This is a genomic window from Rhizobium sp. NZLR8 (assembly GCF_019685025.1).
GTDB lineage: Bacteria > Pseudomonadota > Alphaproteobacteria > Rhizobiales > Rhizobiaceae > Rhizobium.
This window is the reverse complement of record NZ_JABDVY010000001.1, coordinates 512823-536663: the sequence shown is the minus strand read 5'-3', so window position 1 is coordinate 536663 and position 23841 is coordinate 512823. Positions and strand designations below refer to the sequence as shown.

General features: G+C 61.6%; 23 protein-coding genes. 7 read left to right on the top strand and 16 right to left on the bottom strand.

The annotated features are described in order from the left end of the window. Nucleotides 1-22: 22 nt before the first annotated feature. The 6 genes from HJB89_RS02555 to HJB89_RS02530 all read right to left on the bottom strand — a co-directional run bounded on the left by HJB89_RS02555 (nucleotide 23) and on the right by HJB89_RS02530 (nucleotide 5448). Nucleotides 23-811, bottom strand: coding sequence for an ABC transporter substrate-binding protein (locus HJB89_RS02555; RefSeq protein ID WP_207585218.1), 789 nt, complete (start codon nucleotides 809-811; stop codon nucleotides 23-25). A 93-nt stretch (nucleotides 812-904) separates the two neighbouring features. Further along, nucleotides 905-2068, bottom strand: coding sequence for a saccharopine dehydrogenase C-terminal domain-containing protein (locus HJB89_RS02550; RefSeq protein ID WP_221148846.1), 1164 nt, complete (start codon nucleotides 2066-2068; stop codon nucleotides 905-907). Next, the gene (locus HJB89_RS02545; RefSeq protein ID WP_207585216.1) at nucleotides 2065-2571 is read right to left on the bottom strand and encodes an Lrp/AsnC family transcriptional regulator; all 507 of its coding nucleotides are present in this window, start codon (nucleotides 2569-2571) and stop codon (nucleotides 2065-2067) included. Before HJB89_RS02545 ends, HJB89_RS02550 begins: the two co-directional genes overlap by 4 nt. Nucleotides 2572-3337: 766 nt before the next feature. Continuing rightward, nucleotides 3338-4132, bottom strand: a complete 795-nt coding sequence (locus tag HJB89_RS02540) for an HpcH/HpaI aldolase/citrate lyase family protein (RefSeq protein WP_207585215.1) — start codon at nucleotides 4130-4132, stop codon at nucleotides 3338-3340. A 99-nt stretch (nucleotides 4133-4231) separates the two neighbouring features. Beyond that, nucleotides 4232-4435 (bottom strand): hypothetical protein, encoded by a 204-nt coding sequence (locus HJB89_RS02535; RefSeq protein ID WP_207585214.1) that lies wholly within the window; start codon nucleotides 4433-4435, stop codon nucleotides 4232-4234. Between the two features lie 110 nt (nucleotides 4436-4545). Continuing rightward, entirely contained in the window at nucleotides 4546-5448 is a 903-nt protein-coding gene (locus HJB89_RS02530; protein ID WP_221115693.1) for a choline sulfate utilization transcriptional regulator, read from the bottom strand. Nucleotides 5449-5544: 96 nt separating this feature from the next. On the opposite strand from HJB89_RS02530, the gene betC reads away from it, so the two are divergent. Then, entirely contained in the window at nucleotides 5545-7059 is a 1515-nt protein-coding gene (gene betC, locus HJB89_RS02525; RefSeq protein WP_207585212.1) for a choline-sulfatase, read from the top strand. A gap of 18 nt (nucleotides 7060-7077) precedes the next feature. Here betC and HJB89_RS02520 read toward each other — a convergent pair whose 3' ends face one another. Together HJB89_RS02520 and HJB89_RS02515 are read right to left on the bottom strand one after the other, a co-directional pair. Beyond that, on the bottom strand, nucleotides 7078-7938 hold the full coding sequence (locus tag HJB89_RS02520; RefSeq protein WP_207585211.1) for a sugar phosphate isomerase/epimerase: 861 nt from the start codon (nucleotides 7936-7938) through the stop codon (nucleotides 7078-7080). Between the two features lie 66 nt (nucleotides 7939-8004). Further along, nucleotides 8005-9375, bottom strand: coding sequence for an amidase (locus HJB89_RS02515; RefSeq protein WP_221148845.1), 1371 nt, complete (start codon nucleotides 9373-9375; stop codon nucleotides 8005-8007). 262 nt (nucleotides 9376-9637) lie between these two features. Here HJB89_RS02515 and HJB89_RS02510 point away from each other — a divergent pair, with 262 nt between their 5' ends. Both HJB89_RS02510 and HJB89_RS02505 read left to right on the top strand, forming a co-directional pair. Then, complete coding sequence (locus HJB89_RS02510) at nucleotides 9638-9916, top strand: hypothetical protein (protein WP_221149018.1); 279 nt, start codon at nucleotides 9638-9640, stop codon at nucleotides 9914-9916. Nucleotides 9917-10009: 93 nt separating this feature from the next. Further along, entirely contained in the window at nucleotides 10010-10441 is a 432-nt protein-coding gene (locus HJB89_RS02505) for a DUF1810 domain-containing protein (protein WP_207585209.1), read from the top strand. 121 nt (nucleotides 10442-10562) lie between these two features. Here HJB89_RS02505 and HJB89_RS02500 read toward each other — a convergent pair whose 3' ends face one another. Then, nucleotides 10563-10760 carry a hypothetical protein gene (locus tag HJB89_RS02500; protein WP_207585208.1) on the bottom strand — a complete coding sequence of 66 codons (198 nt, stop codon included), beginning with the start codon at nucleotides 10758-10760 and terminating at the stop codon, nucleotides 10563-10565. A gap of 70 nt (nucleotides 10761-10830) precedes the next feature. Beyond that, nucleotides 10831-11454, bottom strand: a complete 624-nt coding sequence (locus HJB89_RS02495) for a TetR/AcrR family transcriptional regulator (RefSeq protein WP_221148843.1) — start codon at nucleotides 11452-11454, stop codon at nucleotides 10831-10833. A 127-nt stretch (nucleotides 11455-11581) separates the two neighbouring features. On the opposite strand from HJB89_RS02495, the gene HJB89_RS02490 reads away from it, so the two are divergent. Further along, nucleotides 11582-11797: a hypothetical protein gene (locus HJB89_RS02490; protein ID WP_007627616.1), complete on the top strand. Its 216-nt coding sequence runs from the start codon at nucleotides 11582-11584 to the stop codon at nucleotides 11795-11797. A 55-nt stretch (nucleotides 11798-11852) separates the two neighbouring features. Here HJB89_RS02490 and HJB89_RS02485 read toward each other — a convergent pair whose 3' ends face one another. Further along, the gene (locus HJB89_RS02485; protein ID WP_207585618.1) at nucleotides 11853-12380 is read right to left on the bottom strand and encodes a winged helix DNA-binding protein; all 528 of its coding nucleotides are present in this window, start codon (nucleotides 12378-12380) and stop codon (nucleotides 11853-11855) included. Nucleotides 12381-12467: 87 nt separating this feature from the next. Between HJB89_RS02485 and HJB89_RS02480 the strand changes: the two genes are divergently transcribed. After that, nucleotides 12468-16076, top strand: a complete 3609-nt coding sequence (locus tag HJB89_RS02480; RefSeq protein WP_207585628.1) for a hydantoinase B/oxoprolinase family protein — start codon at nucleotides 12468-12470, stop codon at nucleotides 16074-16076. Between the two features lie 206 nt (nucleotides 16077-16282). On the opposite strand, the gene HJB89_RS02475 is transcribed toward HJB89_RS02480, so the two are convergent. Continuing rightward, nucleotides 16283-17146: a DUF1989 domain-containing protein gene (locus HJB89_RS02475; RefSeq protein ID WP_207585617.1), complete on the bottom strand. Its 864-nt coding sequence runs from the start codon at nucleotides 17144-17146 to the stop codon at nucleotides 16283-16285. Nucleotides 17147-17667: 521 nt separating this feature from the next. Further along, nucleotides 17668-18525, bottom strand: coding sequence for an SDR family oxidoreductase (locus HJB89_RS02470; protein WP_207585616.1), 858 nt, complete (start codon nucleotides 18523-18525; stop codon nucleotides 17668-17670). Between the two features lie 182 nt (nucleotides 18526-18707). On the opposite strand from HJB89_RS02470, the gene HJB89_RS02465 reads away from it, so the two are divergent. Next, entirely contained in the window at nucleotides 18708-19547 is an 840-nt protein-coding gene (locus HJB89_RS02465; RefSeq protein ID WP_207585615.1) for an IclR family transcriptional regulator, read from the top strand. A gap of 22 nt (nucleotides 19548-19569) precedes the next feature. Here the strand turns inward: HJB89_RS02465 and HJB89_RS02460 are convergent, their stop codons facing one another. Further along, nucleotides 19570-20778 (bottom strand): amidohydrolase/deacetylase family metallohydrolase, encoded by a 1209-nt coding sequence (locus HJB89_RS02460; RefSeq protein WP_221149017.1) that lies wholly within the window; start codon nucleotides 20776-20778, stop codon nucleotides 19570-19572. Nucleotides 20779-20949: 171 nt separating this feature from the next. Then, the gene (locus HJB89_RS02455; RefSeq protein WP_221131891.1) at nucleotides 20950-21819 is read right to left on the bottom strand and encodes a sigma-70 family RNA polymerase sigma factor; all 870 of its coding nucleotides are present in this window, start codon (nucleotides 21817-21819) and stop codon (nucleotides 20950-20952) included. A gap of 127 nt (nucleotides 21820-21946) precedes the next feature. Here HJB89_RS02455 and HJB89_RS02450 point away from each other — a divergent pair, with 127 nt between their 5' ends. After that, nucleotides 21947-22405, top strand: coding sequence for a carboxymuconolactone decarboxylase family protein (locus tag HJB89_RS02450; RefSeq protein ID WP_207585613.1), 459 nt, complete (start codon nucleotides 21947-21949; stop codon nucleotides 22403-22405). A gap of 60 nt (nucleotides 22406-22465) precedes the next feature. On the opposite strand, the gene rhaI is transcribed toward HJB89_RS02450, so the two are convergent. Further along, on the bottom strand, nucleotides 22466-23761 hold the full coding sequence (gene rhaI / locus HJB89_RS02445) for an L-rhamnose catabolism isomerase (RefSeq protein ID WP_207585612.1): 1296 nt from the start codon (nucleotides 23759-23761) through the stop codon (nucleotides 22466-22468). Between the last annotated feature and the right edge of the window lie 80 nt (nucleotides 23762-23841).

Below are 23841 nucleotides of genomic sequence, written 5' to 3'. Positions count from 1 at the left end.
GGATCGATCAGCAGGGTCGAACCTAGTGATCCTTCTTCCAGTCGTCGGAATTGACCCAGTAGTCGAGGTTTTTCTGCAGGCGGCCATCGAGGCTTACCTGGTCGAGAAACTGGTTCATCCAGATCAGGAGGTCCTGCTCGTCATAGCGTGTGGCAAACGCCAGCGGCTCCTTTGACAGCATGTCGGGCATGATGGTGAAGCTGCCGGCCGGATAGGCCGTTGACTGGCCCTTCACTGCCGAGACGTCATTGACGCCGCAATCGGCCTGGCCGTTATTGACAGCATCAAGCAGCAGCGGGCCGCCGCCCTTGTAGCTCTTGATCTCGGCGTCGGGGAAGGCGGCCTTGGCCTCTTTCTCGCCGGTAGCACCCAGGAGCACAGCGATCTTGGTGCCCTTGGCCTTGCAGTCGTTGGTCGAGCCGAACTTGCCACCGGCCTTGGTGAAAACGGTGCTGCCGGTAAACATATAGGGTTTGGTGAAGGCGACTTTCATCCCCCGCGCCAGCGTCGGCGTCATGTCGGCGACCAGAAGATCAGCTTTGCCGGATAGCAGCGCCGGAATCAGGCCGTCCCAGTCGAAATCAAGGAAGGTGATCTTCACGCCCATTTCCTTGGCCATCAATTCGGCAAGTTCGACCGAACTGCCGGTCCGTTCACCGGCCTTCCCGACCAGGGAGAAGGGAGGGCCTTGTGTCTGCACCGCAACCCGCAACTCACCGCGCTTGGTGATGTCGTCGAGCGTCCCGGCGTTTGCAGCGGCCGCGATACTTGCGAGCGCAAGTGTTGTGATAAAAAGCTTGGCAATCTTCATTTGGCATTCCTCCCTGTTATCGTTGTCGTTCCCACCCTTGGGTGCCTTTTGAACGGCGGTGCCGTTGCCGGCGGCGACCGCGTTCGAAAATCCTCAATCCCAGCTAACCGTCTCGGAAACCCGGATGCCGCGCCTGGCCAATTCCTCGAAGAAGTGGCCGTCCGGCACATGCATCAGCGGGTTGAGCAGGCCGGGCTCGGCGATTTCGCCGCGCGCCAGCATCTGCGCCACGATGCTGGCGGGATAGCCGACGCCGCGGCTCATGCCGAACAGTCCAGAGGTCAGGTCGCGCTCTATGCTCAGGTCCGATGTCACTGTTTTGCGGCGGCCGCCTTTGCTGCCGGAAAAGACATTGCGCATCACGCAAAGATCCTTCTCGTCGGCGCCATACTGCAATTGGGGACCGAGCATCCGGCCGAGAAATTCGCGCGGGCTGGCGCCAAGGCCAGGCACTTTGTCTTCAGAGAGGAAGCCGAGTTCCTTCAGCGGAGCCCAGAACGCCGACCAGCCCGGCCAGCGCAGCGAATAGCGGCCACTGCGCTGCAGCCCCTTGGCAGAGCCGAGCATGCCGGCATAATGGAGCGCATCGCCATTCGGGAAGGCCTCCAGCCTGCCGAGGCCGGCGACCTCGATCTGATGGATGAAGCGATTGTCGTGTTGCCGGCGGGCCGGCACCTCGACCCGCTCGCCGTCCTCGATCAGCACGCTGTCGCGATTCTGGCTCATCAAAACCATGTCGAAGTTCCAGCTCACCTTGTAGCATAGCGGCTTGGTCATCGCTTTCGGCTCGGGGACGCCGCCGCAATAGGAATCGATGGAGGTGATGGTTTCGAATTGCCGGGCGGCCCGCGCATAGAGCACAAGGTCGATGCCGGGGTCGAGCCCGCATTCGGTCATGATCGAAACGCCCGCTGCCGTAGCCGCGGGAGCGAGATCGGCAATGGCCTTGCCGTAATTGGTGGTGACCAGCGGCGTGCACGTGGCGATCGCCGCCAGCACCGCCTCGCGCATCAGCGGCTGTGGCAAGAGGTCGATGACGGCGTCGGCATCCCTGATCACATCCGCCAGCACCGGACCGATCGGACCTTCCGGCACGACGAAACTTATGCGGGTAAGGTCGGTCAGGCCGCCAAGCCGGGCCGCGCCATCCGGCGCGATATCGACACAGACCACTTGCTCGACACCGTCGCTGGCGACGAGATCGGCGATCGCCGCCCGGCCTTGTAGGCCGAGGCCGCCGAGGACCGCGATCTTCATGCGGTTTCCTTTCGCATATTCTCGTCGGACCAGCAGCCTTCCGGCAGGCTGACCCACTTGTTGCATGCGGCCATGACGACGAAGGTCTCGCTGCGCACGATTTCGCCCGGCTCGCCCGCGCCGGGGATCAGCTCGCTGGTGACACGGTAGAGATCGTCAACATCACCGGCCACGGTCACGTCGACGATAATGTCGAAACGTCCGGTGACCACGCAGGCCGAGTTCACGAAAGGCAGCTCGGAGATGCGCTGCGCCAGTTCCCGTGCGCGGCCGCGCCCCTGCGCATTGATGCCGACGATGGCTGAAATCAATTCGGGGCGCTCGGTCAGGTTCAGCAATCCGACGATCTTGAGCAGGTTGCGGCCCACGAGACCGCGCAGCCGCACGCGCACGGTCGGAACCGAGATCGCCATCTTCTCGGCGAGGCGATTGACGCCAAGCTGCGCATCCTGCGACAGCAGCTTGACCAGTCGCCGGTCGGTCTGATCGAGATGTTCGCGCAAAGGCTCTGTCTTTCATAAATGGAAAGAATTTATGGCTCTTTCTTTCTAATATGAAAAAGAGTTTACGAGATTTCGATCTAAATGCAAGTGTATCGTTGATGCATGAAAAGACAATTGGGGCGATCGCGAAGGGTTGGCCAATGCGTTCCTTTTCGCACTGTTTAGTCATGCAATAAAATCGAAATACCCATTGAGGGCTTGTGCGTTGGAGTAACCAGCCGAAACTTCGACACGGGAGTCGCGTGATATTTAGTTAAACCGCCTGCTATGACGCTCCCCTTCGTGAACCCTCCGAAAAGCGAAGCGAGGGCCCCGGCGGCTACGAGCTCGAAATCAAGCCGCGCTGAAGGCACTATGCAGCGCGATGGCCGGAAAGCATTTTTGCGGGAACTGTCAATGAACTCCGAAAATGGATGCTCGTGGCGACCTTTCGATTGTGTCCGTCATTGCGGGACAGGTGCATCGAAACCAACACTGAGCTGACATGAGAGGAGTTTCAGCTGATCGCAGTCTTTACCGGTCCGTGAATTATCGGCTTCCATGTTGGGCTCGCGAAGTTCGTAATCGCGAAAGAGCCGTTGGCATTGGAGGCGGTAAATACCCTCTATCCCATAACCCATATGGTCGATCATGTTCAGTTCATGGCGGCGTGAGAAACGGGTTGCAGTAGCGGCGAGGCACCCCTCATGCAGCACATAATCTACGGGCTGGCCCAAGCGCAAAAATACGTGCCCGGAGAGGAACTGTGCAATGGGGGGCGCTCGGATCAGCTGCCCGAAGCGATCCTGCGGGCAGCATTGATGGCGCGGCGGGCGCCGGAGCGCAGTTGGGTGGTCTCGGCGCCGGCAATGACCAGATCGAAGCCGAATTTAAGCAATTCGCCGGCCCGCTCGCCGTCGGCGGCATAGGCGCAGGCGAATTTGCCGTGGGCGCGGCAGCGCGAGACGGCATGCTGCATGGCGCTATCGATCTCCGCGGCGTTCGGCGCCACCTGGTCGCCGTTCGACAGCGCGATCGAAAGGTCGGACGGACCGACGAAGATACCGTCGATGCCGGCAACGCCGAGAATGCCGTCGATCGCCTCGAGCGCCGCCCGGGTTTCGACCATGGCGATGGCGACGGTCAGCGCGTTGGCGTTTTTCAGATAATCGTCGGCGGACAGGCCGGTGTGGTTCAGCGCCAGCGACGGTCCCCAGCTGCGCTCGCCGAGCGGCGGATATTTCGTGGTCCTGACGAAGGCTTGCGCGTCTTCGGCCGAATTGATCATTGGCGCGATGATGCCGGAGGCGCCGGCGTCGAGCAGGCGCGAGGCGGAGGCGAAATCGCCGACCGGTATGCGCGCCAAGGCTGGTTTGCCGGCGAGGCGCACCTGGCCGACGGCGTTTGCTGCCGCCGGCATGTCCCACATACCGTGCTGCATATCCAGTACGACGGCGTCGAAAGCCTCCTGCGCCAGGTGGTTGGCGAGCGTGGCGTCCGGAATACCCACCCAGGCGGAGATCATGCCGCCCTGGTGGTTCCTGATCCGTGCCGCGAAACCGTCGATATCAGCTGCGCTCATGCCATTCTCCTCGATTTCGACAGGCCGCCAACGGCCCTATTTTCACTTCGAGGAATTCTTCGATGCCGAATTCCTGCGAAGCCCTGCACGGTTGCCGGCTCATCCTCGCCGGCGCAGCCGTGAAATCGTTATTGTCACGGCGAGCCCGGCCGCAGCCAGGATGGCTCCCCAGACGATCCAGATGCTTTGGTTGATCATGAAACTGGACGACGGATAGGGAAAATAGCCGCTTCCCTGTGCGACCCAGATCAGTCCCAGGAGGATCATCAGTAGCCCAACGACATATCCGGCAGTTCGCAACATGCTTCGGCCCTTCCGTGTGAATCGATGCCACAATGTCGATCGGCTTCGTTCATGACAAGGCTTCTTTCCCCGCCCGCACATATTCCGGATGCAATACGGCGTCTGGAAGGTCAGGGCCCGTCGGCTTCCTTCACCAGCCAGCTGCTGAGCCTCTCGCTATCGACATTGGCCGATTGCGGCGGGATCAGCCAGTAACCGCGGTCGCGGGACTCGAGCGGCGGCCCGGCTTGCACCAGCATGCGGGCGGAGAGCAGCGTATCGACGAGACCCATCCAGCCGATCGCCACGCCCTGCCCGCTCAGCGCAGCCTGAACGACCAGCGAATAAGTATTGAAGCTTATATCGCCGCGGCCGGCATGGGCGTCGCGAAGGACGGAGAATTCGGTCAGATAACTGCGCCAGTCGAACCAGGGCGATGGCATCGGCGTGTCGAGATGGATTAGAACCGCCTTGGCAAGCTGCCCCGGATCGTCGAACGGGCCATTGCGATCGAGAAAGCCCTGCGTGCAGACCGGCACGACCTTTTCCCGCAGCAGAAGCGTGCCGATGGCGCCGAATTCCGCCCGCGTGCCGAAAACGACCGCAACATCCGCCTCGTCGCGAAAGCCCGCAGCAAACCGCTGCGTCGCGACGATCTGTATATCCGTTTCCGGATGAAGAAGCCGGAAGCCGTCCATGCGCGGGATCAGCCAGAGCGACGAAAAGGCATAGTCGGTTCTCAGCCGGGCGACCGGTCTTTGGGCTTCGGCACGGAAGTTGCGGGCGAGTGCATCGATGTCAGCGACCGCCTTGGCGGCGACCACAAAAAGCCGCTCCCCCGCCGCGGTCAGCTCGACACCGCGATGCTGGCGGCGCAGCAGGTTGACGCCGAATTGCTCTTCCAGCCGGCGGATCTGATAGCTGACGGCAGGCTGCGTGAGGCCAAGGGCGCCGGCCGCCGCCGAAAAGCTGCCGAGCCTTGCGACCTCGACGAAGATGCGCATCCATCCAAGTTCCGGCAGACGATCTGACATAAAGAATCCTTTTGGCATCCATCGAAAAATGTCGCCTTTACAAGCGTAATGATAGAAGCTTTGATAAAACCTTCAAATGACAAAAAGGGAAGCCGCATGGCGCGTCCGAATATTCTCATCCTGATGGTCGATCAGTTGAACGGCACCTTGTTTCCCGATGGGCCTGCCGATTTTCTTCATGCGCCGCACCTGAAATCGTTGGCGGAACGTTCCGTTCGTTTCGCCAATGCCTATACCGCAAGCCCGCTCTGCGCACCGGCACGGGCGTCTTTCATGTCCGGGCAATTGCCGAGCCGAACGCGGGTCTATGACAATGCCGCGGAATTCGCCTCCGACATTCCGACCTACGCGCATCATCTGCGCGCCGCCGGATACCAGACGGCGCTTTCCGGCAAGATGCATTTCGTCGGCCCCGACCAGTTGCATGGCTTCGAGGAGCGCCTGACGACAGACATCTATCCGGCCGACTTCGGCTGGACGCCCGACTACAGCAAGCCCGGCGAGCGCATAGACTGGTGGTATCACAATTTGGGTTCAGTGACCGGCGCCGGCGTTGCCGAGATTACCAACCAGATGGAATATGACGACGAGGTCGCCTACCACGCCAGCCGCAAGCTGTTCGACCTCTCACGCGCCCACGACGGACGCCCCTGGTGCCTGACCGTCAGCTTCACCCATCCGCACGATCCCTATGTCGCGCGCCGCAAATTCTGGGACCTCTACGAGGATTGCCCGGTCCTTGACCCGGCGGTGGCGCCGATTGCCTTCGAGCGACAGGACCCGCACTCGCAGCGCCTGATGAAAGCCTGCGACCATGATGCTTTCGACATCAGCCGCGAACAGATCAGGCGGGCAAGGCAGGGCTATTTCGCCAATATCTCCTATGTCGACGAGAAGATCGGCGAGATTCTCGGTGTGCTGGAACGCAGCCGTATGGCCGAGAACACGATCATCCTGTTCGTTTCCGACCATGGCGACATGCTCGGGGACCGCGGCCTCTGGTTCAAGATGAACTTTTTCGAAGGATCGGCCCGCGTTCCGCTGATGATCTCAGTCCCCGGCTGGACACCCAAGCGCATCGATCAGCCTGTCTCCACTCTCGACGTGACGCCGACGCTGGCGGCTCTTGCCGGCATCGATATCGCCTCATTGAAACCATGGACCGAGGGCGAGGATCTGACGGCACTGGCCGAGGGCATCGGCAGCCGTGGGCCGGTACCGATGGAATATGCCGCCGAAGGTTCCGAAGCACCGCTCGTCTGCATCAGGGACGGTCGATACAAGCTTTCGCTCTGCGATAAAGACCCGCCGATGCTGTTCGATCTCGAAGCCGACCCGAGGGAATTGGACAATCTGGCAGCCGACCCGGTCCATGCCGAAACCTTGGCAGGGCTTGCCGACCAGGCCAGGCGGCGTTGGAACCTTGCCGAATTCGACGCCGCCGTGCGTGAAAGCCAAGCGCGCCGCTGGGTGGTCTACGCAGCGCTGCGCAACGGCGCCTATTATCCCTGGGACTATCAACCGCTGCAGAAGGCCTCGGAACGCTATATGCGCAATCACATGGACCTGAACGTGCTGGAGGAAAGCCAGAGGTTTCCGCGTGAGGAATGAGCGAAAACTGCTTCGGGATCAGGCCGTCCTGCGGGCCGGCGCCTCGCGAAGGAAATCCTCGATGAACTGCTTTTGCAGCAGGATGCCGTCCCATTCGTCGGGAAAAAACGGTGAGTCGTAGATTAGCGTGAAGGGGCCGGCGTAACCGGCCCTTTCGCACATTTCCAGGCACTTGCGGTAATCGTCGGCATCGAGGCCGCCAACACTGTAGTCGGCCTTAGCGTGGCAGATCTCGGCACGGCGCATGATGTCGGCCAGGCCTTCATATTTCGCGGGCGCTGCCCAATTGCCGAGGTCGCCGTTGAGGCCGACCTTGCCGTCCAGCCGGTCCAGCAGCCAGTTCATCTCGACCGGCGACGGCAGCAGGTCGAACCAGTTCTCGACGACGACACGCACGCCGCTGCCTTCCGCTTCGTCTGCCAGCCAGTTCAGGTGTCGGGCGGCGCGGCTAAGATTTTCGTCCGTCGGCGTCTGTTTGCCGGCGATGACGCGCATCCGCTGCGCCCCGAGGGAAGCGGCAGTGTCGATCCACTCCGCCATCCATTTGACGTCGCGTTCGGCCGTCTCGGCATGGCTCGGATCGCCATCCTCGACGAGCAGCGTCTGAAACAGCACGTTCGACGACGCCAGCGCATCGCGCAATTCGCCGAGATAGCCGGCGTCGAGGCTCGGCAGATGGAAGGAACATACCTCAAGCCGGTTGATGCCGCGCGCCGCCAGCGCCGCAGGCATGTCGATCAAGGCCGCCGCGCCAGGGCCATAGGGTTCCCTGGGCGCCGCGCTTTTGTCAGGATCGGGGCTATAGCCGTGGACGGCACCGAGCAGCCGATGCAATGACCACGTCGAAACCGCGAAGCGTCCGTTTTGCATATCCTGCACGTACTTTCCTCCAGCATCTCCTGAGGCCATCAATCGCAACAAAAACCCGGTAGTTCAATGGCCATTTCAGGCGAAATCGCCACGCACGACCGGTTCGGCGGCAAGGGCAACGCCGAGCAGCACCTCATCGCGACGGGCGGTGGCCGAGAGCAGCAGGCCGACCGGCATGCCCGCCTCGCCGGTACCGCAAGGAATGGAAACGCCGCACCAGTCGAGGAAATTGCCGAGCGCGGTGTTGCGCAACGTCTTGTTGTTCGTCGCGAAGAACAGTTCGTCGTCCTGCTCCAACGGACCAATCGGCGGAGCGATATGGGCGACGGTCGGAAAAGCGAGCAGCCGGTGGCCGACAAGGCGCTCGACTTCCGCGATCAGGCGGCTGCGCGCCTCGAGGATCGCCAGGTAATCGGCCAGTGTCGTCCTGCTTCCCAAGCGGGTGCGCATGACGACACGGTGATCCATCCTGTCCGCGTCCGGCCCGGCCAAGCGTTCACGGTGAAGCGCGAAAGCCTCCGCCGTCACCAGCGGACCATATCTCGTCATCAGATCGAAAATCTCGTCGAAGGCGGGAATGACGGCGCGGGCGACATGGACTCCGGCCTTTTGAAGACGTTCCAAAGCTGCCTCGAACGCGGCAATCACGCCCGGTTCGGCCCCGTCGAAAACGACATTCTCGGGCACGAGCAATTCCAGTCCTTGCAGCGGGCGCTCAGCGGCGTCAGGTGCCGTCAGCCCGCGCATCGCCGCATCGATCCAGACTGCGTCCCTGACGGTGCGGCAGAGCGGTCCCAACGAATCCAGGCTCTTTGCCAGCGGATAGACGCCCTCCATCGCGTGACGGCCCCGGGTTGCCTTGTAGCCGACGATGCCGTTCAGGGCGGCGGGAATACGCACTGAGCCGCCGGTATCCGTGCCCATGGCGACCGGCACCAGCCCGGCGGCGACCGCAACACCGGCGCCGGAAGACGAGCCGCCCGGAATGCGCCGGAGGTCGGTGCCGCGTGGATTGACCGGCGTGCCGTAATGCGGATTGATGCCGAGGCCCGAAAAGGCGAATTCGCTCATATTGGTGCGGCCGATAGCGACCATGCCCGCCTGCCTGAGGAAAGCGACGACGGCCGCATCGCGCTCGGCCGGCGCCTCCCCGCCCAGCACGACGGAACCCGCGGTTGTCGGCAGGCCTTCGATGTCGAAAAGATCCTTCCAGGCGATCGGAATGCCATCCAGCAATCCGAGCGAGCGCCCTTCCCGCAAACGCCTGGAGGCGGCGCGCGCCTCATCCATCCCCCGGCTTTCCAGCAGCGTGGTGAAAACGGCTTTGTCGGCGTAATCGGCGATGGATTCGAAGACAGCCTCGGCCACATCGACCGGATCGGCAGCACCACTTTGGATGAGGACGGAAAGCTGCGCGACCGACATCGCGCCGAAAGATTTACTCATGGGACGATCCACAGAAAGATGACCCCCTGGATTACCCCGGATCATTCCGGCGAACCAGAGCTTCACGTTATTTTGCATTTTATTAGTGCGATTTTCTGAACACTGAGTTTGCAGAATGCCCCTTCAATTGCCGCGATCGAAGACACACATGATGCACGCATGCAGAGCAGGTCCATAGTTTACTCTCGAGAGACCGGCGCCGCATGTGTTGCAGGAGTATTTAGAAATGACAGATTGTGAAGCTTTGAGCCGTCGCCAGGATATGGTGACCCGTCATGTGAAAGAGGACGAAACCGCCGGCGCAGGCGAGCGCGACTATGTTGACCATGTCAGCGCTCAGAAGCTGTCGGCCTTCGAGCGCCTGGTCGTCGTCGGCGCATTGGTTCTGTTGAGCTTTGCGGGTTTTGCCGCATACTCTTCCGGCAATACGGACCCAATGACGACATCGGCCATTGCCGCCCCCGCGGACGACAACACGCCGCATCATCAGCCTTACGGCCATTGCCGTGAGAGCAGCCCCTATGCTGAGAGGGTCTGCTGACAGCAGGCCTATTTCGCCGGGCAAAAACGCGTTTCGCCGGGCATGGAGACCTTGGCCCAGGCTGCATCGACAGCAGAAAAAGGGAAAAGGACCATGGCCGGTGATATCGATTACAATCTCGACCGCTTCATCGATGCCCAGAACGGCATTTACGAACAAGCGCTCTCCGAGCTGAAAGCCGGGCGCAAAACGTCCCATTGGATGTGGTTCATCTTCCCGCAGATCGCCGGTCTCGGCACGTCGGCAATGGCCGAAAAATATGCGATCCGCTCGGCTGAGGAAGCCGCCGCCTATCTTGCCGACCCCATTCTCTCAAGCCGGCTGCTGCGCTGCGTCGAGGCGATTTTGTCGGTCGACGGCCGATCGGCGCATGAGATCCTCGGTTCACCCGACGACCTGAAGCTGCGATCCTCGATGACCTTGTTTTCCGCGATCAGCGACCATGGCTCGCCCTTTCACCGAATGATCGAGCATTTCTATCAAGGGAAATTCGACGAACGGACGATGGAAATCCTCCGGACTTAGAACAGGTAGATTTTAGGCCCGGTCGGCCCAATGTCGTCCGAGACCGCCCACAGTTTCGGCATCATGCTCTAGCTCTCTAATTTAGAACAGGATTCAGATTTTAGGCCGACCGGGCCTGAAATCATCCTGTTCTAGCGGCCCGGCCTGCTTCCAGCGCAGCTATCTCGTCGGAGATTTCGCTCAGCCGCTGACGCAGATCGTTGTCGGTGCCGTCATCGACTTCTTCCTCGCCGAAACAATAGCGGGCGTCGTGAAGCTCCAGCTTGGCCTCGAGCTCGGCGCGTTTGGCATATAGGCGCTTGAGATAGACGTAGTTCATCTCCCGGTCTCCACTTGTCCTCCGGTTATGGATGAACGGTGTGAGAGCGGTAAGGTTCCCGAAGGATTGTTCAGGCGAAAGAAGCGATCGCCGCGTTGCAGGCCTTGGCGAAATGACCGCAGCAGCCGGCAGCACCCATGGCCTGGCGGCTGACACGCGCCCCCTCGAGCAGCAACGTCAACGTATCGGCAAGAAGCTCAGGCTCGCGCGCATCGGCCGCCGAACAGAGGGCGGCCAGGCGATCGCGCTGTTCGGCTTTGTGCCGTTCGATCATCTCGTGGGCGGGATGGCCCTCGCCCTTCAGCTCGATGGCGGCATTGGCGAGATCGCAACCGGCGGGCTCGCCGTTCAGACATTGCGCCCGCGTTTCCACCCAAGCATACAGCTGAGCGCGCGGATTGCCGGGACAGGCCGTCTCCAGCTCGCGCCAGATCGCACTCGCCTTTTCCGAGGCGCGGCGCAGCGTCTCGCAGACGAGTTCGTCCTTCGAGCCAAAATGCCGGTAGAGCGTCATCTTGTTGGTCAGAGCCGCGTCGGCGATGGCATCGACGCCGATGCCGCGGATGCCGCGCTCGCGGAAAAGCTCCGACGCGGTCGAGACGATACGCTCCCGCGGCGGGATGCGATCTTCTGGAACGGCTGCGGAGGTTTCATTCGAAGTTTCTGATTTTTTTGCGGACGTAGTCCTTGACATCAATGTGACCGATCGGTAACAAATGCATTGTTACTTACCGGTAACACCACGAAACGCGAAAGTCAATGTCGAGAACACGGCAGCGGAAAGTGGAACACGGGCGACCGCCCACGAAAGGAGGACAACCATGAGAAAGACCAGAGACGACCTGACGATATCCGAAGCCCTTCGCGACCCCCTGATCGCCATGGTGTTGCGCGCCGACGGCGTGAAGCTTGAAGATTTCAAGCAACTCCTGGAGACGGCCGCCGGTAAACGCGAACCGCGCTCGACCTCAGTGGGCAACATGATCGGAGCGCTCGCAAGCCGCGCCAATCTTCCGGCGATGCCCTGCTTCGGCTGAATAATCCGCTTGAAAATTTCGGGGGATCTTTCCCTGCCCCCGTCAAGGGCTGCCGTCATAAAGAGGCGGCGGCCCTTGCTGCTTGATCGTAATGCCCGGAAAGCGCCCGGAGCGTCGCCGCCACGGCCGATGTCGCCGCGGCATCGAGCCCGACCCCCTTCATAGACTCCACCAGCAGCGCCTCTCGCACCGCCCGGTATTTCAGGCAGGTTTCAACGCCCTTTTCGGTGGCGGCGATCAGTTTCTCCTTGCCTGCCCGAGCGCTTGTCACGAGGCCGCGCCTTTCCAGCTTCTTGATCGCGTAGATCACCAGATGTGTATCCTCGACGCCGAGCACACTGCAGAGATCGCCGAGCCGCTTCGGCCGCTGCCTGTGGGCCACCGAATGCAGCACCAGCACGTCGATTGCAGCACAGCCGGGCTCGCCCGCCGCCGTCATGCAGCGGACCATCCAGCGATCGAAGGCATTGCCGGCGAGGATCAGGCCGAATTCCAGCTCCGAAAGAGCCGGCAGCGCTCCATCTGCCAGATGTGCGGAGGAGACGATCGGCCCGATTTCCTGTCGCCCGCGCTGATCTGCCATGTCGCCCCTCCATGATTTCGAGAAGATAACGTTGACATTTTATCGATAAATCGTCAATAAATTTTCAGTTCAATGGGAGGCCGGATGATGGGCAGACAGTGGGATTTCTGGGTCGATCGCGGCGGCACTTTCACCGATATCGTCGCGCGCCGTCCCGACGGTTCGCTCACCGCCCACAAGCTGCTCTCGGAAAATCCGGAAGCCTATCGCGACCCGGCGGTGCACGGGATCCGTGAGCTGCTTGGTGTGACAGCCGGCCAGCCAATCCCTTCCGAGCTTATCGGTGCGGTGAAAATGGGAACGACGGTCGCCACCAATGCGCTTTTGGAACGCAAGGGCGATCCGACCCTGCTGGTGACGACGAAGGGCTTTCGCGATGCGCTGGAGATCGGCTACCAGGCCCGCGCCGATATCTTCGCCAAGAAGATCGTCAAACCAGAACTGCTCTATGCCGACGTTATCGAGGCCGAGGAGCGCGTGCTGGCGGACGGCACGGTGGAACGCGTCCTCGATGAACATGTCTTGCGGCAAGCACTGGAAGCCGCCTATACCAACGGCCTGCGCGCCGTTGCCATCGTCTTCATGCATGCCTACCGCTACCCCCAGCATGAGCAGCAGGCCGCCGCCATCGCGCACGCGATCGGCTTCACGCAGATCTCGCCGTCGCACGTGGTTTCACCGCTAATCAAGCTCGTCGGCCGCGGCGACACTGCCGTCGTCGACGCCTATCTGTCACCGGTTCTTCGGCGCTATGTCGATCAGGTCGCCGCCGAACTCGGCACCGTCGAGGGAGAAGGTCCGAAGCTGATGTTCATGCAGTCCTCCGGCGGGCTGACCGATGCGCATCTCTTCCAGGGAAAGGACGCGATCCTCTCGGGCCCCGCCGGCGGGGTGGTGGGCGCGGTCGAGGTCTCGCGCATCGCCGGTTTCATCAAGATGATCGGCTTCGACATGGGCGGCACCTCAACCGACGTCTCGCATTACGACGGTGAACTGGAACGCGCCTTCGAGACCGAAGTCGCCGGCGTGCGGATGCGCGCGCCGATGATGAAGATCCATACAGTCGCTGCCGGCGGCGGTTCGATCTTGAGCTATGACGGTTCGCGCTTCCGCGTCGGCCCTGAATCGGCCGGTGCGACACCCGGCCCGATATCCTATCGGCGCGGCGGCCCGCTCACCGTTACCGATGCCAACATCATGGCCGGCAAGCTGCTGCCGGAATTCTTCCCTGAAATCTTCGGCCCGTTGCAGGACCTGCCGCTCGATGCCGAGACAGTGCGCGCCGCCTTCGCCGAAATGGCGCAGACGATCGGCGGCGGGCGGACGGCGGAAGATGTCGCCGACGGTTTTCTCGCCATCGCCGTCGAGAACATGGCCAACGCCATCAAGAAGATCTCCGTCCAGCGCGGTTATGACGTTTCGGACTATGCGCTCACCTGCTTCGGCGGTGCCGGCGGCCAGCATGCCTGCCTCGTCGCCGACAGCCTCGGCATGAAGACCGTGCTGATCCACCCCTTCTCCGGCATTCTCTCGGCCTATGGCATGGGTCTTGCCGATATCCGCGCCACGCGCCAGCGCGCGGTGCTGACGGAACTCGCCGCAGCGTTGATGACGATCGCCGACGTCCGGGCCGGGTTGGCCGAGGAGGTGCGCGAGGAGTTGACGCTGCAGGGTGTCGAGGCTGCCGACATGGAGATCGTCACCCGGCTGCACCTGCAATACAAAGGCACCGACACCGCCCTGCCCGTCGCCTTCGGGCCGCAGGAGGAAATGGCGCAGGCCTTTGCCGCCGCCCATAAGAAGCAGTTCGGCTTCATCTTCGAAGACCGGCCTGTTGTCGTCGATTCCATCGAGGTCGAGGGCATTGGCGGCGGCGCCGACATCGAGGAGGCGGACATACAGGCGGAAGCCTTCGAGCCGGAAGCCCTGCGCACAACCCGCTTCTATTCCGGCGGAACATGGCGCGAAGCCGGCATTTTCAGGCGCGACGGGCTGAAGCCGGGCGCCGTCCTCAAGGGCCCCGCCCTCATCATCGAACCGCATCAGACGATCGTTGTCGAAGCCGGCTGGCAGGCACGGCTTACCGGCCACGACCATATCGTGCTCACCCGCGAGATCCCGCTGTCGCGCAATGCGGCGATCGGCACCAGCGCCGATCCGGTCATGCTCGAAGTCTTCAACAATCTGTTCATGGCGATCGCCGAGCAGATGGGGGTGACGCTGCAGAACACTGCTCATTCGGTCAACATCAAGGAGCGGCTCGATTTCTCCTGCGCCGTCTTCGACCGCACCGGCGCGCTCGTCGCCAATGCGCCGCATATGCCGGTGCATCTCGGCTCGATGGACCGGTCGGTCGAAACGATCATCCGCCTCAATGAAGGCCGCATCCGCCCGGGCGACGTCTTCGCGCTCAACGCTCCCTACAATGGCGGCACGCATCTGCCCGACATCACCGTCGTCACGCCTGTTTTCGACGATCCGGGCGAAGTCATCCTCTTCTACGTCGCCTCGCGCGGTCATCATGCCGATATCGGCGGCAAGGCGCCGGGCTCGATGACGCCGAGGGCGACGAAGGTCGACGAGGAAGGCGTGCTGATCGACAATTTCCTGCTGGTCGACGAAGGCCGTTTCCGTGAGGGCGACTTCGCAGCGATGCTGCAGGACCATCCCTACCCTGCCCGCAATCCGGCCCAGAACGTCGCCGACGTCAAGGCGCAGATCGCCGCCAACGAAAAGGGCGTGCAGGAATTGCGCAAGATGGTCTCCCATTTCGGGCTCGACGTCGTCGAGGCGTATATGGGCCATGTGCAGGACAATGCCGAAGAGAGCGTCCGCCGGGTGATCGCCCGTCTGAGCGACAGCGAATTCACCTATCCCACCGACCAGGGCGCCGTCATCAAGGTGAAGATCACCGTCGACAGAAAAGCGCGTGAGGCGACGGTCGATTTCACCGGCACGAGCGAGCAGCAGCCGACCAATTTCAATGCGCCGGAACCAGTGACGCGCGCCGCCGTGCTTTATGTCTTCCGGGTCATGGTCGAGCAGCCGATCCCGATGAATGCCGGCTGCCTGCGGCCGATCCGGATCATCGTGCCCGATGGCTCGATGCTGCGTCCGGCCTATCCGGCCGCCGTCGTCGCCGGCAATGTCGAGACCAGCCAGCATGTGACCAATGCGCTGTTCGGGGCGCTCGGAACGCTGGCGGCAGCGCAGGGCTCGATGAACAACCTGACCTTCGGCAACGCCGTTTATCAATATTACGAGACGATCTGCGCCGGCGGACCAGCCGGTCTGCTCAACGACGGCACCGGCTTCAGCGGCGCCGATGGTGTGCACACCCATATGACCAACTCACGGCTGACCGATCCTGAGGTGCTGGAATTCCGTTTTCCCGTCGTGCTCGAAGATTTCCACATCCGCCGCGGCTCCGGCGGCAAGGGAAAGTATAGCTCCGGCGGCGGAACTGAGCGCAGCATCCGCTTCCTTGAGATGATGGATTGCAGCATTCTCTCCTCGCATCGCATGATCCGGCCGTTCGGCCTCTTCGGCGGGGAAGACGGGCAATTGGGAAAAACCGAGATCCGTCGCGCGGACGGCAATGTCGAAAGGCTGGAGGGCGCTGACCAGGCAATGCTCGCCGCCGGCGACGCCGTGATCGTCACGACACCGACCGGCGGTGGCTACGGCAAGACATAGGTGCACTTGACGCCACAGCCAACTTTTGCCGCGTGCAGGACTGTAAGATCGTTTGGCTGTTCTCCTCCGACCCCAAGCAAGAAGACACTTTCTGGGGCAAATAAGGCGCCGAGCCGCGACCAACGGACCGAAAGCGTCGCTGCCCGTACCACGTTCACTTTCAAGGAAATAGTGAGCTCGGCACGCTGCCGCGACAGGAGAGGCCCTCAATCAAGCCCGTGGCTTCGGTCATATCCATTCAACGCGCGCGTCTTCCAATTCAATGGATAGCCTGCTGGTTTGAAGACTTCAACGATTAGGGGATAGCAGGCGGCCATGTCAGAGGAATGGACGGTAGAGCAGTCGCCTCCGGGGCATGCGGATATGCAGCCTAAAAGATCGATCTCGGCGAAGAATTCGAGGTAATCATTCGGCCGCACAGGGCTTGCCTTCATGAAGTACTGTCCGGTGTCGCGCGAAAATCCGGTGCACATGAAGACGTTCAGAACATCATGAACATGCAGTTCCGCTTCATTGATCGGAAGACCAGTTCTCTGTGCTAAGGCGCGGGTCAGGTTGGAGTGGCAGCAATAATGGTACTGCCCGCCGTCGCTCAGTAGGTTGTGGGTGTAAGGGTCACAACGTGTACCGATGACGTCGTGGACTGACCCGCCGAATTCGTCAAAACCATACCAATCGAGGGTATCGTGAGTTATGGTTGCGATCGGCCGGAGGTAGGGGAAGTTGGAAAAAAGCTGATCGCCAACGCCCACATGCGTCCCATTCAGGGCGCGCGTCTTGCCGCTGTAAAAGCGCTCGCCAATGTTCTTCAGGTTGAACAGGTTCAGATCGCCAACCTGCGCGCCCTCGGAACAAATGATCCTGCAGAAATGACCAGCGGGGACCTCCCACGTTGCAGCATCGCGCGGTGGGACGGTCACTCGATCAACGAGCTCCAACGCATCACGAAGCGTCCGATAGGCAGATAAGTCGGGGCGTGGCAGCGTGTCTGTCGGATAGCAGATGACGGGTTTAATCGCTTTCCGTACATCGGCATCGGCGGGAGCGGTGGTCATCGAGGTGGTTTTCATGTTGACGATCTCATACGGCTGAATTGTTTGGCAGGGACGATGGCAAGTCAGCACCGTCTAGACCAGTCGTTCATAGCTATGAAGTGACAAAGTCGGATCCGAAGCGGATTTCCCCACGCTGAAACTGAATAGCCCTCGCCAAGCGCCAGAGTTGGCAATTGCGAGGGCGAATTGAAGCAGGCCGACTAATGGGTGTCGGCCGGAATGTAATCGATTCCATTCGGATAATAGACGAAAAACACGCAGTCTTCGGGACCCATACACTTGTTGACGCCTTTGCCGGCCGGCACCAGGTCGAGCCCGGTTGTATCGCCATAAGAGCTTCTGCCCCTCCAGCATTTCGAACCATTGCTCTGACGTGGTAACCTGCCTCGACAAGTTTTTGAGCGACAGGGCACCCTGCGGGCCGGAGAGTTTATCCGCAAATCCTACCGAAGGTGGAACCGAACTCGGACGGGCTGGCGCTCCCGGCCAATGATTCCGCAGCGTAAGCGATGCAGATGGCGGATCGGGGTTCCGTCCTAGAGAATTGGTTTGCCGCCGGTGACCGCGATTGTCGCGCCGGAGACATAACTCGACAAGGGATCGGCCAGCATCACATAGGTCGTCGCCAGTTCGGCCGGCTGGCCGGGCCGTTTCATCGGCACCTGCTTGCCGAAACTGCTGACGCTTTCCTCTGGCAGGGTCGACGGAATGAGCGGCGTCCAGATTGGGCCCGGCGCCACCGCATTGGCGCGAATGCCTTTCTCCGCCAGAAGCTGGGCGAGCCCGGCCGTGAAATTCTGGATCGCGCCCTTGGTCGTCGCATATGCAAGCAGGGTCGGGTTCGGGCTGTCCGAATTGATCGACGCGGTGTTGATGATGGAACTGCCGGGCTTCATATGGGGAACGGCCGCCTTGGTCAGGTAGAACATCGCATGGATATTGACCCTGAAGGTCAGTTCCCACTCCTCATCGCTGATCTCGTCGATACTCTTGAAGCTCGCCTGATGCGCCGCATTGTTGACCAGAATGTCGATCCCACCAAGCTCCTTAACCGCCGTTTCGACGATCTGCCGGCAGTGGGCGGGATCCTGAATGTCGCCACTGACGAGCAAAGCCTTGCGCCCGGCCTGCTCGACCAGCCGTTTGGTCTCGTCGGCGTCCTCGTCCTCATCGAGATAGGAGATCAAAAGGTCGGCGCCTTCCCGGGCATAGGCGATCGCCACCGCCCGGCCGATACCGCTATCGCCGCCGGTGATGATCGCCCGCTTGCCCTTCAGCCGCTCGGACCCGCGATAGCTTTTTTCGCCGTGGTCGGGAACGGGGTCCATCTGTGCGGTGAAACCCGGCATCGGCTGCTTCTGGGATGGGAAAGGCGGTGTTGGATAATTCGTCATGATGATCTCCTGGTTCGGGATCAAACTCAGGCTGCGGCTTGTTGTTCCAAGTTTATGGCGGAGGTCCAGACGACCCCCCGCTGTGACATCCGCCCACACGATCAACCTACAAAATTTTGCGATTTGCCACAGCGACCGCTATGCCATAGTAATGTAACAGAATAGCAGTTTTAACGAGGTGCATGGAATTGGACGGAAAGACATCACCCGCAGTTTACACCGAAGACGAGGCCCATGCCGACGACGTCGCCAGCAAGGGTGCGCGGCGCGCCCGCGTCAGCGGCATCGATCGTGCGCTCCAAGTAATCGATCATCTTTATGAGACCGGCTCGCCTGCCGGCGTCTATGCGATCGCCAAGGCGGTGAAAGCGCCGCTGTCGACCGTTTACGTCATCGTCGACGATCTGGTCGAGAAGAACATGCTGACACGCCAGGCGGACGGCTCGATCTGGCTCGGCGCCCGGCTCTATCATTACGGCCTCGCCTATGCCCGCTCGCTGGATTTCATGAGCATCGCCACCCACGAGATGCACGATCTCTGTCGCCAGGCCGGCGAAACCGTGCAGGTCTGCGGCCGCGACGGCGACTATATGCTGGTGCTTGCCATGGCCGACGGCCCGAGCCATTTCCAGGTGGCGTCCCGCGTCGGTACCCGCGTGCCGCTGAACTGGACGGCGTCTGGCCGCCTGCTCACCGGCCACCTGCCGGAGGAGGAGCGCATCGAGCTATTCAAGCGCTGCGCCCGCTCGTCACCGACCGGCCGCGCCGAGATCGATCCGAGCACCCTGTCGGAAGCCGCCGGCAAGGCCTTCGAGGCGCGCCTGTCGATCCAGGCGGGAGAATCGGATTATGCGGTTGCCTGCATCGCCTCGCCGATCTGCGACCGCGACGGCCAATGCGTCGCCACCATTTCCATCGTGCTGCCGGAACAGAAGGCCTTTTCCGACGAAAATCACTATACCACGCATGTGCGCAGTTCGGCGGAGCGGATCGAAAAGCTGATGGGCTGGCGCAACCGCTGAGCGCTTCGCTCATCGGCGGATCCTACCGGTAGGAGTAACCGTGGCTGTGGCGCACGAGCTTGCGTGCCCGCGGCACATAGCGGCTGGCGGTAAAGGCATCGGCGCCAATCACCGCATACCGCGGCTCGAACAGCTTGTTGAGGACGGAGACATCGCCGTTGGAATCCGTCGCCTCAAGGTCGGAATCGACGAGGTCGAATATGGTGAATTCGGCCTGCGCGCCAACCGAAAGCCGGTTTTCCATCGACAGCTTGATGACCGATGCCGGCGCGTGGGTGACGGCCTCCACCACCTTGTCGAAGGGCATGCCGACGCTGAGCAGCTTCGACATCGTCGTCGCCAGGTCCCAGACCGGGAAATTCATCGAATGGCCGTGCAGGTCGGTCGAGATCGAAAACGGCAGAAGCCCGCGCGCGATCGCCGCTTCCGCCACCTTGAAGGAGAAGGAGGCGCCGCCATGGCCGATGTCGAGGCGGATACCCTCGGAGGCGCAGCGCTCGGCGAGATTGAAGAGATCCTCGTCCTCCATAATGCTCGAGCCGGCCTTGCCGTTGAAGCAATGGGTGACGACGTCGCCGGGGCCGAGAATCTCCAGCACTTCGTCATAGAGCGCCGGCGGCTCGCCGACATGCACCATCATCGGCACTTTCAGGATCTTGGCGATCTTCTTGCCGAGCTTGACGGGGGTGACGCCCCAGGAGCCGGTGATGACATGGCTCGCGCGCACCTTGATGCCGACGATGTGCTCGCTGTTTTCGGCATAGACTTCGAGGATGCGGTCGAGATCGATATCTCTTATATCCCTGAGTTCGGCGACGCGGTTGCAGGCGACGAGGCCGATCGAGCCGAGGTTCAGGAAGGCTTTGATGCGCTCACGCGCGGCCTCGATGATGTATTCGCGGAAACCATGGAAGTTCGCCTCGCCGGCCGAACCGGCGTCGACCAGCGTCGTGACGCCGCGCTCGACGCCGCATTCGGAGGGGCGGATGGAAATGTCGGTGCCGCCGTGCCAGATATGCACGTGAAGGTCGACCCAGCCCGGCGAGACGAAGGCGCCCTTGCCGTCGATACGCGTCACATCCTCAGAGACCGCGAGCGACGGACCGATTTTGGCGATCCTGCCATCGGCATTGACGAGAATGTCGATCGCCCCCTCGGCTGTGCCCGCCCCGAAAGCCACTGGTTTGACATTGGTGAGGAGAAGCGGCTTCTGAGGCTGGTCGCCGGACATGGTCATATTGTTGAATTCCATAGTTATGCTATATAAATCTTTATAATAGAATAAGACTGAGGACGCCGCTGTCAAGGACAATGACGCGGGATCCGCCGCTGAGGAAACGTCGATGGCGCGCTCGTTCCAAAGCGCGCCAGTCGCGAAGATCCGGTAAATCAGCGTTTACTTTCAATCCCGAAGGATCGAGTAGTCAAGCCGTTGGAGGTGATCCGGATCGGCAATGGCGTCGATCGCGGTGATCCTGCCGTCGGCGATCGTCAGCGCCACGACGACGCGGAGCTGGCCGGCGATCTGCACGACAAATCCGAGCTCGCCGTCGACAACGGCAATCTCTGCCGCCTGCGCCCGACCCTTGAAGGCTTCGGCTACCCCAGCTGCGCCGCGCATTTCGCCAATGCTGCCGAATCGGGCCGCCGTCGCATCCGGCCGGAAGACGACATCGGGGGCAAGCACGGCAAGCAAGGCCTCAAGATCGCCATTGCGCGATGCCGTCAAGAAAGCCTCCGCGATCGTCCGCTTGCGGCCGAAATCAACATCCGGCGCTTCGTCTGCCCCTTGCACCCGGCGGCGGGCGCGGCTTGCAAGCTGACGGGCAGCGGCAGACGAGCGGCCGATGATCGGCGCGATCTCGTCGAAGGGCAGATCGAACATGTCGTGCAGCACGAAGGCGACACGTTCGGCGGGCGCCAGCGTCTGCAGCACGACGAGCAACGCCACGCCGACCGATTCGGCAAGGGCTGCATCGCGCTCCGGATCGTTTGCCGGATCGGCGATCGCGGCATGGACCGGCATCTCCAGCGGTTCCTCGCGGCGGGTCTTGCGCGTGCGCAGCATGTCGAGGCAGATTCGCGCCACCACCGTCGTCAGCCAGCCGCCGAGATTACCGACATCGGTAGTATCCGTACGGCTGAGCCGCAGCCAGGCCTCCTGGACGGCGTCTTCCGCCTCGCTGCGCGAGCCAAGCATGCGATAGGCAGCGGCCTTCAGATGCGCCCTGTTCGCTTCGAATTCGTCGGCCAGCCAGTTTTTCTCGCCCATTTGTCACATTCCTCCGCTGCGTTCCGTCAAGGCCATGACGAATGAAACCCGGCCGATGTGACAGCGCCGGCGGATCGTCGAAAAGTAAACCGCATCAAGGAGACATACCATGCAGGAAAAACCGGTTATGCAAGAGAGAATGGGAAATCCCGCCCTCGTCCTGCCCGAGGCCATGCAGGCGCTCGCTGCCCTCAGCAAAGTGCCGACCGAGACCGGCCTTTCACTGAGGCTGCTTGAACTCGTCAATCTGCGCGCCAGCCAGATCAACGGCTGCAGCGTCTGCGTCGACGGTCATCCTCGCATCGCAAAGAAACTTGGCGAGACGGATGAAAGGCTCTTTGCCGTCAGCGCCTGGCGCGACTCGCCCTATTTCAGCGACGCCGAACGCGCAGCCCTTTCGCTGACCGAGGCGGTGACCCGCGTCAGCGACCGCGCCGACCCGGTGCCTGACGATATCTGGGACGAGGCGACCCGGCATTATGACGGAAGGAGCCTTGCGGCACTCGTCATCGCCATCGCCAATATCAATGTCTGGAACCGGCTGAACATCGCCACCCGCCAGATCGCCGGCGCCTGGAAGCCGTAAACAGCAATTGCCGGCAGCGCGTCACCCCACGCTGCCGGCAAATCTATTCAGTTTAGAAGCTCAGATGATGCCGCCGCCGCCGCCGGCAGCGGAGGCCGGGCGCTCGGCAGCCACCTTCTTGCGGTAGCCGCTGGCGCGATAGGCGGCGATCGGTTCGATCGCGCCGCCGGCCCGGCGCCGGGCTTCGGCGAGGATCGGCTCGACATCGGCGCGATAGGCGCGCTTCAAGGTTTCCGACGCCATCAACGCATCATTGTCGTCCTGGTAGGCAGACAGCGCCTTGCGGTCGACGATCAGCGCCTGCGCATAGGCGCGGCGGATTTCGTTGGCGCTGTTGATCAGGCTCTCGATCGGGTCGGTGACATTGTGTGACTGATCGATCATATGAGCCGGGTTGAAGTCGTTGACGCCACGCTGCTCGGCATCGACCAGCTCATTGAAGACGAGGAACAGCCGGTAGGGATCGATCGCGCCGGCATCGAGATCGTCATCGCCATATTTGGAATCGTTAAAGTGGAAGCCGCCGAGCTTGCCGAACTGGATCAGCCGGGCGACGATCATCTCGATATTGGTGTTCGGTGCATGGTGGCCGAGATCGACGAGGCAATGGGCCTTCGGGCCGAGCGTCTGGGCGATAAGGTAATTGGTGCCCCAATCCTGGACGATCGTCGAATAGAAGGCCGGCTCATACATCTTGTGCTCGGAGAACAGCTTCCAATCGTCGGGCAGCGCTTTGTAAATGTCAGCCATCGAGGCGAGGTAACGTTCGAAAGCCTTGGTGAAATTGCTCTGGCCGGGGAAGTTCGAGCCGTCGCCGATCCAGACCGTCAGTGCCTTGGAGCCAAGCGCCTGTCCGATCTCGATGCATTCGAGATTGTGCTCGACCGCCTGCGCCCGCGTTGCCGCATCGGTATGGCTGAGCGAACCATATTTGTAGGAATGGGCCTGGCCCGGCGCATCGGAAAAGGTGTTCGAATTCATCGCATCGAAGCCGAGGCCGAGCGCATTGCCCCTGGCCTTCAATTCGCTCACATCCGCCTTGTCCCAGGGAATATGCAGCGAGACGTTCGGAGTCGCCTGCGTCAGCTGGTTGATGACGGCGCAATCGTCGAGCTTGTCGAAGATGCCGCGCGGCTCGCCGGTGCCGGGAAAGCGGGCAAAGCGCGTGCCGCCGGTGCCGACACCCCAAGAGGGAACGGCGACGAAGAATTCCGCCACCCTGCGGGTAACCGCTTCGATATCGATGCCGCGGCGGTCGAGGTTCGCACCCAGCGCCTCGTAATCGGCTTTCAGTGCGGTTGCCCGCTTGTCGTTATCAGTTGCGACCAGATCCTGCGCGATCCTGAACTCGGCCATTTCTACCTCCCACATTTGTAATTGCTCCCCTTCTCCCCAGCGGGGAGAAGGTGGCCCGAAGGGTCGGATAAGGGGCGACA